This window comes from Kribbella sp. NPDC043289 (assembly GCF_056436705.1).
Map to the genome: position 1 here is coordinate 909,434 of NZ_JBWKCB010000001.1, position 13,179 is coordinate 922,612.

15 protein-coding genes are annotated in these 13,179 nt (G+C 69.2%); 8 read left to right on the forward strand and 7 right to left on the reverse strand.

What is annotated here, in order from left to right; genetic code table 11:
• Positions 1-8: 8 nt before the first annotated feature.
• Both AC0662_RS04225 and AC0662_RS04230 read right to left on the reverse strand, forming a co-directional pair.
• Complete coding sequence (locus AC0662_RS04225; RefSeq protein ID WP_452200395.1) at positions 9-686, reverse strand: class F sortase; 678 nt, start codon at positions 684-686, stop codon at positions 9-11.
• Complete coding sequence (locus tag AC0662_RS04230) at positions 683-1,522, reverse strand: DUF4397 domain-containing protein (RefSeq protein ID WP_478298417.1); 840 nt, start codon at positions 1,520-1,522, stop codon at positions 683-685. Before AC0662_RS04230 ends, AC0662_RS04225 begins: the two co-directional genes overlap by 4 nt.
• 142 nt (positions 1,523-1,664) lie before the next feature.
• Here AC0662_RS04230 and AC0662_RS04235 point away from each other — a divergent pair, with 142 nt between their 5' ends.
• Positions 1,665-3,011, forward strand: coding sequence for a TIGR01777 family oxidoreductase (locus AC0662_RS04235; protein WP_478298419.1), 1,347 nt, complete (start codon positions 1,665-1,667; stop codon positions 3,009-3,011).
• Here the strand turns inward: AC0662_RS04235 and AC0662_RS04240 are convergent.
• Both AC0662_RS04240 and AC0662_RS04245 read right to left on the reverse strand, forming a co-directional pair.
• Positions 3,005-4,237, reverse strand: coding sequence for an NAD(P)/FAD-dependent oxidoreductase (locus tag AC0662_RS04240; protein WP_478298421.1), 1,233 nt, complete (start codon positions 4,235-4,237; stop codon positions 3,005-3,007). The two genes, AC0662_RS04235 and AC0662_RS04240, sit on opposite strands and share 7 nt — an antisense overlap.
• Before the next feature lie 149 nt (positions 4,238-4,386).
• On the reverse strand, positions 4,387-4,644 hold the full coding sequence (locus AC0662_RS04245) for a hypothetical protein (protein WP_478298423.1): 258 nt from the start codon (positions 4,642-4,644) through the stop codon (positions 4,387-4,389).
• Between the two features lie 333 nt (positions 4,645-4,977).
• Between AC0662_RS04245 and AC0662_RS04250 the strand changes: the two genes are divergently transcribed.
• Complete coding sequence (locus tag AC0662_RS04250; protein WP_452200385.1) at positions 4,978-5,283, forward strand: hypothetical protein; 306 nt, start codon at positions 4,978-4,980, stop codon at positions 5,281-5,283.
• A 281-nt stretch (positions 5,284-5,564) separates the two neighbouring features.
• On the forward strand, positions 5,565-5,795 hold the full coding sequence (locus AC0662_RS04255) for a hypothetical protein (RefSeq protein WP_452200383.1): 231 nt from the start codon (positions 5,565-5,567) through the stop codon (positions 5,793-5,795).
• 250 nt (positions 5,796-6,045) lie between these two features.
• On the opposite strand, the gene AC0662_RS04260 is transcribed toward AC0662_RS04255, so the two are convergent.
• The 3 genes from AC0662_RS04260 to AC0662_RS04270 all read right to left on the reverse strand — a co-directional run bounded on the left by AC0662_RS04260 (position 6,046) and on the right by AC0662_RS04270 (position 8,686).
• On the reverse strand, positions 6,046-6,285 hold the full coding sequence (locus AC0662_RS04260) for a hypothetical protein (RefSeq protein ID WP_452200381.1): 240 nt from the start codon (positions 6,283-6,285) through the stop codon (positions 6,046-6,048).
• A gap of 82 nt (positions 6,286-6,367) precedes the next feature.
• Positions 6,368-6,742 carry a hypothetical protein gene (locus AC0662_RS04265; RefSeq protein WP_478298426.1) on the reverse strand — a complete coding sequence of 125 codons (375 nt, stop codon included), beginning with the start codon at positions 6,740-6,742 and terminating at the stop codon, positions 6,368-6,370.
• A gap of 195 nt (positions 6,743-6,937) precedes the next feature.
• Complete coding sequence (locus AC0662_RS04270) at positions 6,938-8,686, reverse strand: sensor histidine kinase (RefSeq protein WP_478298428.1); 1,749 nt, start codon at positions 8,684-8,686, stop codon at positions 6,938-6,940.
• A 149-nt stretch (positions 8,687-8,835) separates the two neighbouring features.
• Between AC0662_RS04270 and AC0662_RS04275 the strand changes: the two genes are divergently transcribed.
• From AC0662_RS04275 to AC0662_RS04295, 5 genes are all read left to right on the forward strand, one after another.
• Positions 8,836-9,492 (forward strand): response regulator, encoded by a 657-nt coding sequence (locus AC0662_RS04275; RefSeq protein WP_478298430.1) that lies wholly within the window; start codon positions 8,836-8,838, stop codon positions 9,490-9,492.
• Between the two features lie 252 nt (positions 9,493-9,744).
• Positions 9,745-9,987, forward strand: a complete 243-nt coding sequence (locus tag AC0662_RS04280) for a hypothetical protein (RefSeq protein ID WP_478298432.1) — start codon at positions 9,745-9,747, stop codon at positions 9,985-9,987.
• 23 nt (positions 9,988-10,010) lie between these two features.
• A complete protein-coding gene (locus AC0662_RS04285; protein ID WP_478298434.1) occupies positions 10,011-12,239 on the forward strand; it encodes a WD40/YVTN/BNR-like repeat-containing protein in 2,229 nt (742 codons plus the stop codon).
• Positions 12,236-12,487: a hypothetical protein gene (locus AC0662_RS04290; protein ID WP_478298436.1), complete on the forward strand. Its 252-nt coding sequence runs from the start codon at positions 12,236-12,238 to the stop codon at positions 12,485-12,487. The genes AC0662_RS04285 and AC0662_RS04290 overlap by 4 nt, the downstream gene beginning before the upstream one ends.
• Positions 12,488-12,602: 115 nt before the next feature.
• A complete protein-coding gene (locus AC0662_RS04295) occupies positions 12,603-13,175 on the forward strand; it encodes a dihydrofolate reductase family protein (protein ID WP_478298438.1) in 573 nt (190 codons plus the stop codon).
• The last annotated feature ends 4 nt before the right edge of the window (positions 13,176-13,179 follow it).

Below are 13,179 nucleotides of genomic sequence, written 5' to 3' on the forward strand. Positions count from 1 at the left end.
GTCCCGCGTCATACGGGGACTGCCGTGACGACGAGGTTGTCCTGATAGCCGCCGCGGTCGGGGTCGTACGGCCCGCCGCAGGTGACGATCCGCAGCAGCCGCGCGCCGTCCCGGTCGAAGACCTGGTCGAACGCCATGCTCGTCTTGGGAATGTCCTGGACACTCTGGACCCGGTACGTCGTCGCCGTGCCGTCGGTCAGTCCGATGACCACAGCCGCGCCGGCCCGGAGCGTGCGGAGCCGAACGAGCGGCCCGACGCCGTACTGCTTGCTGTCGACGTGACCGCCCAGGACCACGGAGCCGTGGGTATCGGCGGTGCTGGGACCGAACCGATACCAGCCGATCGTCGCCGGATTCGGTGGGAGTTGCATCTGTCCGTCCGCGGCGACTCCTACCGGGACGACCGGTACGTCGATCCGCACGGACGCGAGTCGCAGGCGCAGCGGTTGCGCCGTACTCGCGGTCGTGGACAGGTCGGCGGAGTGGGTCCGAATTCCGCCGTACGCCGGTTCAGGGCGTCGAGCGGACGGAGCTGGCGACGCTGCCGGGGGAGGGGTGGCAGCTGACTGCTCCGCCCGCCCGCTTCGGTCGCCGGCGACGGCACCGTCCGATGCCGCGCAGCCGGTCAGGCCGAGGAGGGGGAGTGCGGCCATCACGAGGACGGCCGCACCACGACGCCGGATCACGACCGGGCACGCCCCCGGATCGCCGCCGTACCGAGACTGACCACGGCGAGACCGGCGAGCGCCAGAGCGCCGATCAGCCACGGCGAGCTGTTCGAGTTGCCGACCTCGGCGGCCTGACCGCCGGTACCGCCCGGGACACCGGACGGGTTGCCGTGCAGGCCGGAGATCGTCTGTACGGCGAGCTTCAGGTTCTTGCCGGACGCGCTGCCCCAGGCGTACACGATCGTGTTCGTGCCCTCCTTGAGGTTCACGTCGGCCGGGCCGATGGCGACCGTCGACGTACCGGCGAGCACGACGTCGGCCTTGACCGTGCCGGCCGGCAGATCGGCCTTCGCCTCCTTCGGGTTGGTCAGCCCCTTGAACACCGGCTTGCCGCCCGCGCGGACGTCGACAGCGGGCGCCGCCGCATCGTGCCGCACGGTGATCCTCGCCTGGCCGGCCGCGAGTTTCGAGACATCGTTGACGTACGGCGTCAGAACCGGCTTGCCGGCCGCTGACAAGTGCGCCACGACGGTGATGTTGGCGCCGCCGGGCACCTTGACGTCGTTCGCCTGGATGACCGCCGCACCCTTCGGTCCGGCTCCGGCCGCGGTCACTTTCAGGTCGTAGGTGCCTTCGGGGAGTTTGACCGGGTCGGTGAGGGTACCTGGCTTGAAGTTGGTGAGCAGTGCCTTGCCGTTGGCGTACACGTCGACGGTCGGACCAGGCACGGCGTGCAGCACGGAGACGGTCGCTGTCGCCGTCGGTCTGGCCTCGGCGCCGGTCGCAGCCACGGCTGGGGCGATGGCGGCCAAGAGGCCGGTGGCGAGCAGGGCAGTGACTCGTCGCACGGACATGAAGCCCTCCTAGGGATCGGGTTCTTCTCTCCTCTTCCGCGGGAGTCGGCGGGCCGGATGCAGCACCAACCAGAAAAGTTGTGCAAAGGTGGTGCAGACGGGAGCTACGCGCCTCGTCCCAGCCGAGGAAAGGATCGTGGTCGTGGGCCTGACCAAGAGCAGTGTGGTGGACTTTCCGCGGGACGAGGTCTACGGCTGGCACGGGCGGCCGGGCGCCATCGTGCGGCTGACCCCGCCGTGGATGCCGGTGCGGATCGAGCAGGAGGCCGACTCCCTGTCGGACGGTGTGGCCGTGCTCGGGTTCCCGCTCGGGCTGCGCTGGGTCGCTCGCCACGGTGGTGCAGAGGCCCCCGAGCGCTTCGTCGACGAACTCGACTCGGCCCCGCTGCGCTGGGCTGTGCGCTGGCGCCATACCCACGAGTTCGAGGCGCTCGGTCCGGATCGCACGCGGATCACCGACCGGATCGACAGCAACGTGCCGGGACTGCTGCTGAAGTCCATGCTCGCGTACCGGCACCGGCAGCTCGCCGACGACCTGTCCGCGCTGCACCGCGCTGTCGATGGTGGCATGCGTTCGCTGACCGTTGCCGTCACCGGAAGCAACGGGACCATCGGCCAGGCCCTCACCGCATTGCTCAGTACGGCGGGACACACCGTCATCCGTCTCGTCCGGCGCCCGACCGACAACCCGGACGAGCGGTTCTGGGACCCGGAGCTACCGTCCCGGACCCTGCTGCAGGGCGTTGATGCTGTCGTCCATCTCGCCGGCGCCTCGATCGGCGGCCGCTTCACCGACGCGCATCGGCACACGATCCGAGCGTCGAGGATCGGACCGACGCGCGCCCTGGCCGAAGCCGCCGCCGCGACCGAGAACGGCCCCAAGGTCTTCGTCAGCGCCTCAGCCATCGGGTACTACGGTCCCGACCGTGGTGACGAGGAACTGACCGAGACCAGCGACCGTGGTGACGGGTTCCTGGCCGGCCTGGTCGACGACTGGGAGCAGGCGACCCAGCCTGCGATCGACGGCGGTCTGCGCGTCGTGAAGGTCCGGACCGGCTTGGTGCAAACGCCGGCCGGCGGCGTCCTGAAGCTGCAGTACCCGCTCTTCGAAACCGGCCTCGGCGGCCCGCTGGGAGACGGCAGCCAGTGGCAGTCGTGGATCGGAATCGACGATCTCGTGGACATCTACCACCGCGCGCTCTACGACGACCGTCTGTCCGGCCCGGTCAACGCGGTTGCGCCCACTGCAGTACGCAACAGCGAGTACTCCGCGACGCTCGCGCGCGTGCTCCGGCGGCCCGCGCTGTTCCGCGTTCCTTCGATCGGCCCGCGCGTTCTCCTCGGCCAGGAAGGCGCCGACGAACTGGCGCTGGCATCCCAGCGAGTGCTGCCGAGCCGCCTGACCGATCTGGCGCACACGTTCCGCCGTCCCGAGCTCGAGGACACGCTCCGGCATGTCCTCGGCCGAACGGCAGACTCTCCTCAGTGACGCGTCAGGTCCTGCACGACCGCGGTCGCGACGCGCCGGCCTGAGAACAGAGCGCCCTGGATCGAGCTGGTGTCGCGATGGTCTCCGCAGACGTAGAGGCCGGGGCCGACCTTGGCGGGGTGGGTGAGGAGATGGTTCGACGTCATCCGGGGGAGTGCCCGCGGAATGCGGTACTCCTTGATGAGCTCCCAGTCCGCCGTGGAGGTCTGATACAGACGGCCCAGCAGGGCGAGCGCTCCGTCGGTGCTGAAGGCCGTGTTCGGAACCGAGGCGGCGATCAAGGCGCGGCCCGGCGGTGCGTACGTCGCGGCGACCTCGCTCATCACGACGGTGTTCATCAGTGAGCCCTCGGCGCCGTCGAGCAGGAGGGTCGGCCGGTGGAGCGGTGCGTCCGGCGCCGCGAAGTACCAGGTCGTGACGCCGCGCCACTCGGGTGCGCTGACGCTCGGGAGCAGTCCGGAGGCGTCCGTGCCGTCCGTCGCGACCAGAACGGCCCGGGCACTGAGCGGGGTGGTGGAACCCGCCGTTCGGACGAGGCCTGACTCGATCGACTCGACACCGGTGGAGAGTCGGAGCGCGTCGTCGACGAGCAGGTCCGCGAGGGCTTCCGGCAGGGCGCGCATGCCACCGGCCGGAACCGCGGCGCCGCCTCGGACGAAGCATCGCCAGAGCAGGTGGAACATCTTGGAGCTCGTCGTCAGGTCCGGATCGAGGAACACCCCGGCGAGGAACGGCTGGAAGATCTCCTCGGTCGTGCGCGACGAGACATGCCACCGACGAAGCTCGTGTCCGGTCTCCCTCGGGGTCGCGCCGCGCAGCCGGGCCGCGTCGACGACCGCGTCGCGCACGCTGAACGCACCGACCGCGAGCGCGTCGAGCGGTCGCTTGCCGGCGAACCGCGCCAGCGACGCGACAGTGCTCCGGTCCCGGTACGCCGTACCGAGGTCCCAGCGCTCGTCGCGGCCCTGAACAAGGACTCCGCGGCTGAAGGGCCTCAGATCCAGAGCCGCCGGGTCGAGCAGTCGCCGGAGCTCGGGGTACGCCGGGAGCAGCACCTGGAAGCCGCGGTCGAGGAGGAAGCCGTCGACCTCATCGGTGCGAACCCGGCCGCCGACCTCGTCGGCCTGCTCGAGCAGCGCGACCTGAAGTCCGGCGGACTGCAGTGTGATCGCGGCCGCTAGTCCGGCCAGTCCTGCCCCGACGACAATGACGTCCGCGTCGTCCATGTCCTACCTCCGGCTCGGTCGCGGTAAACTGGTGCACAATCGATGCAGCTCGGCGACAGCACTCGCGCAGCGTGCGGCAACGCTGTGGAACAGGCCGCGTCGGCGAGCGCTTGCCCGAGCGCGAGCTGGGTCGGCTCGACCACGACCCGTCAACCCCCGTCTGATGCCGCTGTAGCACTACGGGCGGCGACCGGAGGGGTACCGTCCTCGAGGCGGTGGATCGCCAGGTTGAGGGTGGCGACCGCGCGCAATCGGTGGATCGTCACCCGTTTGCCGGCGATGGTCCGTAGATGCGCGCGGGCATGCCGGAGTACCCGCGGGTCCGGTACCCGATCGATCAGGCGGTCGGCCGCCGACGCCGGAGTCCACTCCGGACCCTGGGCGTCCCGCATCACCTGCACGATCACCCATTCGGGCGATTGTGCGGGTAACAGCCGCAGTGATCGACCGCGTGCCGCGATCCCCGCGGCAGGCGACCGCGCGTCATCAGACGATCGGTGCACCGTGCCCTCCCCAAGGCGCTGATCTGTCGGCGCCGGGGTCTGGGGCGTGCCTGGATTAGTGCTCCCAGATTACTGCCGGCGCCGCCCGGCCACCAGGCAGTCGGCGCAGCTGCCGGGCGGTCCACCGAGGTTCAATCGTTTGTCGCATTCCGCGGATCTGTAGGCGCGGCCAACGATTATCGGAGGGTATTACGGACGTTCTGGTCCCAGGCCGCGGGCAGGGCTATCGTCGAGGTGTTGACGGCACGTGCCCTGGACCTCGGTGCGGAGAAAACTCCCGAGGAGTTGAGCGCTGTGGCGCAACGGAAACGTGCGGATCTGCTGGATCGGCTCGCCCATTCGGAGCGGTTGTCGTCCTGGCCGTCGAGCGAGTTGCGTGCCGCACTGGCAGTGATGGACGTACTCGATGCCGAGCGGCCACGGTTGCGCAGTGGGGTGCGCACGGTCGACATCAGGCTGGCCATCTACCGGCGCCGGCTGCAGTACGAACTCGACCGTCGCGCCGGTGTGGCCCCGGCCCTGGGGACGCTCGACAGCCATTGACCTCTTGACCGGCTCGGAGGGGTGATTCGGTCCGCGGGTATCAGGGGGTCCCGCGGACCGAATCGGCTGCACCCCGTCCGGCCCGGGAGTTCAGGTCTACTTGACATCCCGGGGTCGAGCGGTAGCGTTTGGTGTCCATTGAGGCTGCCCTGGACCCCGGCGGCGAAGCTACTACGCCCTGGGGGGTCAGGTGCCATCTATGCATGATCGTCTCGCCGTTCTCACTCTGGTGTCCAGAGGGTCCGAGGGCGGCGATTGTCATGACTGCCGGGGATGAACCAGTGGTGGGGACGCAGTATCTGGATCGGCTGGCGCGCGCGCAACGCCTGGACAACTGGGCGACCGAGGATCTGGTCGGTGCCCTGGCGACGATCGAGGAGATCGTCGACAAACGGTGGCAGCAGCGCGAGGGCCGGGCGCGGGTACTCAACATCAGGTTGCAGGTCTACCGGTTCCGCGTGCAACGCGAACTGGACCAGCGGGGAAAGCACCGACGGCGAGCTCCGAGCTAGGGCGTGGCTGACGGTCCGATCGAACCAGGAACGCGAACACGATGGGGGGCGAACATGGCCGGCGTCGAGTGGTGATGCTCCAGGCAACCAAGTACCTCCGACGGGTCAGCCGCAGGGCTGGGACTTCGGATGACCTCGCCATCGGCCCGCAGATCGGCCGCCTGGATCGACCGGTTCAGCGCGGCCCGGCCGGCGGCGTCCAGTACGTCAGCCGGCTCCATGGACTGGAGCCGGCTGCCGGGTGTGTCCGTCAGATGTCCTCGGCCAGTGAGTGCGCGAGGGACTCGTGGTCGGGGAACGGGCCGCCGATCAGGAAGATCGGGTGCGAGAGCTGGTCACCGAGCTGCTCGATGAGTTCCGCCTCGAGCTTGGTGCACAGATCGTCGATCGCCTGCTCGGTCATGCCCCCGGCCCGGAAGGTCAGCTTGACCCTCCAGAGCCCGGCCTGCTGGTCACCTGGTTCGTCGTCGCTGGTGTATGTCTCGCTCATTCCCACCCCTCAGCCTGCTGCCGTGCGGCAGCGCCCACCCCTGGTTGTGATCGTCGACCCGCAGTTCCGGACCCGGCAAGGCTCAGAAATCGGCCTCGGCGGTGACGCTGGTGTACTTCGGCAGCTTGCCCTCGCCGGGAACGGTGTTCAGGAACTCGATCGGCTGGGACTGTCCCGGCTCCAGGTCGTCGGACGCGCACTGCATGTTGGCGACGACGCTCTTGCCGTTCAGGAACTTCACGTGGAAGAAGGCGGTGCTGGTGGACTTCGACACGTTTGTCACGGTGCCGGTGACCTTGGTGCCGAGGTACTCCTGGTAGACGACCTTCCAGCCGGCGTTCAGCTGGTGCTTCCCGAGCGTGAACGCCTTGCCGGGCTGCACCGGGCGCGGATCGTTCCGGGTCGCGGCCGCGGCGGTTTTCGTTGCCCCAGGCTCCGAACCGGAGTCGGTCGGCACGGAACACCCGATCAGCACGACCGAGCGACCGCCAACCCAACGAGGTACTACATCATCATCTCCCTTTCCGAACGTGGTCCTTGCGACCACCGGAGAGAAGTCTGACGGAGCAGGAACGGTTGTCAGCAGAGGCGACGGTCCCGGATCTGCGGGGGCTTTCGTGCCGGTCTCGAGGGCCGGAGGGGCACGGGGAGGTTACGCGTCGAGTGGAGCGGTGAGTTCTACGACGGTGCCGTGGGGTTCGTTCGGGCGCACGCTGACCGAGCCGCCGAGCGCCTCCGCCCGTTCGCGGAGGTTGCGGAGGCCGCTCTGCCGCTCGCCGGGGCCGATTCCCACCCCGTTGTCGGCGACCCGGGCGACAACCTCGTTGCCGGTGACCACCACATCGATGGTGACCGCGGTGGCGCGGGCGTGGCGTACGACGTTCGACAGCGACTCCCGGATCGTGGCCAGGATCTGCGGTCGCGCCACGGTCGGTACGACGGTGTCGAGCGGTCCTACGCAGTTGAGCCGCGGCGCGAAACCGAGCGGCTCGGCGTACTCCGCGGCGAGGGACTGGACATCGGATCGCAGCGAGCTGCGGCCGGGTTGGTGCAACAGTTCGAAGATCGCCGCGCGCAGGTCCCGGATCGTGGTGTCGATGTCCTCGACGGCATTCCCGATGCGCCCCCGGGCCTCCGGCTGGACGAGATGCTGCATGGACTGCAGTTGCAGGCCGGTCGCGAACAGCCGCTGGATGACGAGGTCGTGCAGATCGCGGGCGATCCGGTCCCGGTCCTCGAGGACGGCGATCATCGCCTGGTCACGCTGGGCCTGCGCGCGGTCCAGCGCCAGGGTCGCCTGGTTCGCGAACATCTTGACCAGGTCGGTGCCTTCGGTGACGCCGAGGACGGCGCCGCGCTCGGCGGCCACGAGCAGCAGTCCACCGGTCGCGTGACTGCCGGCCGGGATCGGTGCCATGACCGCACGCCCGAGCGACAGCACCTCCGGCAGATCGTCGACGGGCGGCCCGATGTCCTTCAGCACCTGGGCGAGATCGTCGACCACCTCTTGGTTGTCGCCCCGTGCCGCGTCACCGAGCACCGGGAAGTCGGCCGCGATCCGCCGTCCGACGTACCGCTGCAGGTCGTCGGGTCCGTCGATCGCCTCGATCACGAGCCCGTCGTCGTCGGTCAGGAGCACCACACCGATGCGGGAGGCGGAGACCTCCCGAGCCCGGCGGGCGACGAGCTGGAGAATGTCCTTGGGGTCGAACTCTCCGAGCATCAGCTGGGTGATCTCGACGGTGACCTCGTGCCAGCGCCGGCGGCGTTCGGTGTCGGCGTACAAGCGGGCGTTGTCGATGACGACGCCGGCCGCGGCGGCGAGGGCGGTGACGTTGCGCTCGTCCTGCTCGGTGAAGTCCGCACCGGACGCCTTCTCGGTCAGGTACAGGTTGCCGAAGATCTGGTCCCGAATCCGGATCGGAACGCCGAGGAAGCTACGCATCCGGGGGTGGTTCGCCGGGAAGCCGTGGGACGTCGGGTGTTCGGCCAGGTCGTGCAGGCGCAGCGACGTCGGCTGGTCGATCAGCAGACCGAGCAGGCCATGCCCTTGGGGAATCGGCCCGATCGCTGCGGTCTGCTCGTCGGTGACGCCGTGCGTGATGAATCTGCTCAATCGTTTGCCATCTCGGCCGACCACGGCGAGTGCGCCGTACCGGGCGCCGGCGAGATCGCACGCAGCGGTCACGATCCGGTCGAGGGTGCTGTTCAGATTCAGGTCCGTGCCGATCCCGACCACGGCGTCCAGCAGCGCTCGGAGCCGGTCCTGCGAGTCCATGATCTCGTCGACCCGGCCGAGCAACTCCTGCAGCAAAGCGTCGAGCCGGACGCGTGACAGACCGGTGAACCGCATCGCGTCGTTGTCCCAGAGCCGGTCCCGGCTTCCCGGTGTATCGCCCACGTCACTAACCGTACGGAATAGCCTCGCCTTGAGGAACCGGCCGGGCGTTCGGAAAACGTCGAAGCGATGACCTGGCCGGACCACCCGGCTACGCTGGGTCGCGGAGAAGCAGCGGGGAGCAGTGTCGGAGCAGCGGTGAGCGAGGTGACATGGGGATCAAGGTGTTCCTGCTCGACGATCACGAGGTCGTCAGGCTCGGACTGCGGCTGTTGCTGGAGAGTCAGCCGGACATCGACGTGGTCGGCGAGGCGACGCTGGCCGCGCAGGCGATCGCGCGGGTGCCGGCGCTGCGGCCCGATGTCGCCGTACTCGACGTTCGGCTGCCGGACGGCGACGGGATCACGGTGTGCCGGGAGATCCGTTCGCTGATGGCCGAGCCGCCGGCCTGTCTGATGCTGACGTCGTTCTCCGACGACGAGGCCTTGTTCACGGCGATCATGGCGGGTGCCGCCGGGTATCTGCTGAAGCAGGTCAGCGGCACCGATCTGGTCGGCGCGGTACGCCGCTTGGCGGCCGGCGAATCGCTGCTGGACCCGGCGATGACGAAGGCGGTGCTCGACCGGCTGCGGCAGTCGGCCGACTCGAACGAGGACCCGCGGTACCAGTCGCTGACCGAGCAGGAACGCCGCATCCTCGACGAGATCGCGGCCGGCAAGACGAACCGGCAGATCGCGCAGACCATGTTCCTGGCCGAGAAGACCGTGAAGAACTATGTCTCCTCGCTGCTGCGCAAGCTCGACATGGAACGCCGCACCGAGGCCGCCGTGTACGCCGTCGAACGCGCCCGCCGGAACCCGAAGCGCTGACGTGGTTCCCGGACACGTCAGGTGTCACCGTCGTTGCTTGCGGCAACGAGCAAGCGCTCGAACTTCTCGGGTGGATCGGCCTGGGGCGGTGCACCCTTGCGCCTCATCGGCGCCGGTGCGAGTCTGAGTTGTGTACGCCGCCGATCGCGGGAGGGGACCGCGGGGGTATCTGCGCGGCGTCGAGTGTCGGCCGATCGACGGGCCCGGCTGTGGCGGGCCGGTCTGGCGTTGCCGGAGCTCCGAGGAGATGGCATGGGGAACAGAGAGCACGAGCCCGGCCGTCCGGGTGGCCGGGCGGAGGACCGGCGCCGGCAGTTCGAGGAATCGCGCGGACTGACGGAGCACCGTGAGCTCGACCTCGATCACGACTCTGCTGTCGACTCGGCTGACGACTCGGCAGACGACGCCGCTGATTCCGCGGACCACACGGCCGATGATTCGGACGTTGGCGCCGACGAGCCGGCGACCGGGAGCGAGCCGGAGGACCACGGGTAACACAGCGCAGGGGGGCGACACACATGAAGGGTCCGACAGACCTCGATGAGCGCGAGGGCGAGCTGGCGACCAGTGGCCGCGCAGAGGGGGAACGGGGTGTCCGCCGGAAGGTCTTCCTCCGGCAGGCGGCGTTCCTGGACGCACGTGGCCTGAGCTACGAGGCGCAGCCGCTCAGGATCGCCGTCGCCGGGGAACGGCCGGCGACAACACAGTCCTATGTGCAAGCGATGCGCGATCGCGCCACGCTGCTCGGCGCCGCACCTCCGCCGCCGGAGTTGACCTGGCGTTCGCTGGGTCCCGCCGGCATCCCGCACGGGCAGACGTACGGCACCGGTCCCGGCAGTTCCGTGACGGTCAGCGGACGGGTGTCGGCGATCGCCGTCGACCCGAACAACCCCGGCCGAGTGCTGGTCGGAAGCGCGGCCGGCGGGATCTGGGAGACACGCGACGGCGGCATGCACTGGGCGCCGCGAATCGATGACCAGCCGACGCTGTCGATCGGTGCGCTGGCCTTCGACCCGTCCAACACGTCGACGGTCTACGCGGGCACCGGCGAGGGCAACTCGGAGTACTTCCATCTCGGCCAGGGACTTCTGATCTCGCACGACGGTGGTTCGAGCTGGGCGCAGGTCGCCGAGCAGGTGTTCGCCGGGGTCGGCTTCTACCGGATCGTGGTCGATCCGGCCGGCGGCGGTCGGTTGCTCGTCGCAACGACCGGCGGCGCGGCCGAGACACCCGACGGTGGCGCCACCTGGTCCTTGCTGCACCGGGGGATGACCTGGGACATCTCACTGGCCCAGCATCACGCGGGCGTGGAGGAGATCCTGTTGACCGCGCCCGACGGATTGTTCGCCGCGCAGAACGGCGGCGCGTTCGCGAAGGTGAACCTGCCGGGTCTGCCCGCGCTCGATCCGGCCAGGGAGCGGATGGCCGTCGCCCATGTCCCGTCCGACCCCGGGCAGGCGTTCGTGTTCGCGGCGACCGGGGGAATGGCCCGACTCTGGCATCGGCCCGGCCGGACGGCGCCCTGGGTGCGCATCGACCTGCCGTCGTTCAGCCTCGGTCAACTGGTCGACGACGTCCTCGCCGTGGACCAGGCCTCCTACGACTGGTACGTCGCGGTTCCTGGTAACGGCGACACCACGATCTACCTGGGCGCGAAGGAGCTCGTGCGCGGCGTACGAACCGGCGACACCTGGCAATTTACGGATATCTCGACGCGGATCGGACAGGGCGACTCGATCCACCCCGATCAGCACACGATGGCCTTCGACCCGGAGAACCCGACGGTGATCTACGCCGGGAGTGACGGAGGCATCTTCCGGAGTCCGGACGGCGGCGACACCTGGCGGCCATTGAACGCGGGGCTCGCGATCAGCGAGGTCGAGTACCTGACACAGCGGCCGGACGAGCAGATCTGGATGCTGGCCGGGCTGCAGGACAACGGCACGATTCGCCGGGAGTCGCCCGACCTGTGGACGCAGGTGGGTCTGGGGGACGGCGGCGACTGCGGGACCAACCTGTCGCGCCCTGACGTCTGCTACCACTCCTACTACCACATGCACCTGCAGCGTTCGGATCATCGCGGAGACCCCGCCAGTTGGCGAACGGTGACTCCTCCTGGCGATCCCAACGCGCCGGGCCAGCTGTTCTATCCACCGGTGGAGGTCAACGGTTCGGTGGTGGTCAAGGCCGGGCACACGGTGCACCTCTCGCGGGACGCAGGTAACAACTGGGACGACATCGACCTGCAGGGCGGTCAACGGTCGATCGCCTCGGCGCTCGCCATCCCGGAGCCGGGCACGGTGCTGGTCGGCACGATCGAGGGCGACGTCTCCCGGATCAGCTTCGCCAACGGGAAGTGGAGCGACCCCGAGACGCTACCTCGCCCGCGCAACGGCTGGATCAGTGACCTGCTGGTCGACCCGCGGAACGCGAACCGGTATTGGGTGACGTTCTCGAACCCGGGCGCGGTGTTCCGGTCCGACGCCTCGGGCGCGCACTGGACGGACGTGACCGCGAACCTGCCGGCCATCCCCGTGAACGCGGTGATCACCGATCCCGGCCGCGACGACCGGGTCTGGGTGGCCTGCGACGTCGGGGTGTTCGAATCTGTGGACGCCGGCGGCAGTTGGTCGGTCTACGGCACCGGCCTACCGAACAGCCTCGCGGTCGACCTGCTCTTCCACGAAGCAGCGCACGTACTCCGGGTCGGAACGCGCAGCCGCGGTGTCTGGGAGGTGCCGGCATGATGCACTCACGTTCCGCCGTACGACGGCGTTTCTGGCTGCAGGCCGGTTTCTCCGCGGCAGCCCTGGTACTCGCTCTGATCACGCTGATCAGCCGCGAATGGATCGAGCTGCTCACCGGCTGGGATCCGGACCACGGCAGCGGCACGCTCGAGTGGGTGATCGTTGCCGTCCTGGTCGTCGTCGCCGTCGCGCTCGGCGCCGTGGCCGGCCGCGAATGGCGCCGTGAACACCCCGTCACCACCGATTGAGGAGAGTTCTCTCGAAGGGCGGCCCGCCAGCGGCCGCCCTTTTCTTGCGCCGGCGATGTCAAGAACCCGTGACCGGCTCCGACCAGGGGGCAAAGACACTCTGGAGGAGGCAGAAATGCGCAAGGTCGTTTACTGGGTGCACACCTCGATCGACGGGTTCGTGGACGGGCCGAACGGCGAGTTCGACTGGCCGGTGATGGGGCCCGAGCTGTCGGCGTACTCCGAGAATCTGGACAAGACCGTCGACACCCTGCTGTTCGGCCGGCCGGTCTGGGAGATGATGGTCGGCTTCTGGCCGAACGCCGAGTCGATCACCGACGACCCGCACACGCTCGCGTTCGCGCCGTTCTGGCGGGCCACCCCGAAGATCGTGTTCTCGCGCAGCTACGAGGGTGACGAGTGGACGAGCCGGGTGATCAGCGGCGATCTGGCGAAGCAGGTCGCCGAGCTGAAGGCCGAGCCGGGGCAGGACCTGCTGCTCACGGGCGGGTCGGCGCTGGCCGGGGCGCTGGCTGACCTGGGGCTGATCGACGAGTTCCACATCGCCGTGCACCCCGTCGTACTGGGTGGTGGTCGCCCGCTGTTCCCGAACCCGGCCAGCCGGCGCGGTCTGCGGCACGTCGACACGGTCGTGCTCGACGGCCAGGTCGTGGTTTCGCACTATCAGCCTGCGCAGCCGTCCGCCTGAACCT

Excerpts from the sequence above, each read along its gene's own strand:
- AC0662_RS04295 (WP_478298438.1), top strand. The coding sequence starts at position 12,603 with ATGCGCAAGGTCGTTTACTGGGTGCACACCTCGATCGACGGGTTCGTG.
- AC0662_RS04290 (WP_478298436.1), top strand. The coding sequence starts at position 12,236 with ATGATGCACTCACGTTCCGCCGTACGACGGCGTTTCTGGCTGCAGGCC.
- AC0662_RS04240 (WP_478298421.1), bottom strand. The coding sequence starts at position 4,237 with ATGGACGACGCGGACGTCATTGTCGTCGGGGCAGGACTGGCCGGACTA.
- AC0662_RS04285 (WP_478298434.1), top strand. The coding sequence starts at position 10,011 with ATGAAGGGTCCGACAGACCTCGATGAGCGCGAGGGCGAGCTGGCGACC.
- AC0662_RS04230 (WP_478298417.1), bottom strand. The coding sequence starts at position 1,522 with ATGTCCGTGCGACGAGTCACTGCCCTGCTCGCCACCGGCCTCTTGGCC.
- AC0662_RS04260 (WP_452200381.1), bottom strand. The coding sequence starts at position 6,285 with ATGAGCGAGACATACACCAGCGACGACGAACCAGGTGACCAGCAGGCC.
- AC0662_RS04275 (WP_478298430.1), top strand. The coding sequence starts at position 8,836 with ATGGGGATCAAGGTGTTCCTGCTCGACGATCACGAGGTCGTCAGGCTC.
- AC0662_RS04280 (WP_478298432.1), top strand. The coding sequence starts at position 9,745 with ATGGGGAACAGAGAGCACGAGCCCGGCCGTCCGGGTGGCCGGGCGGAG.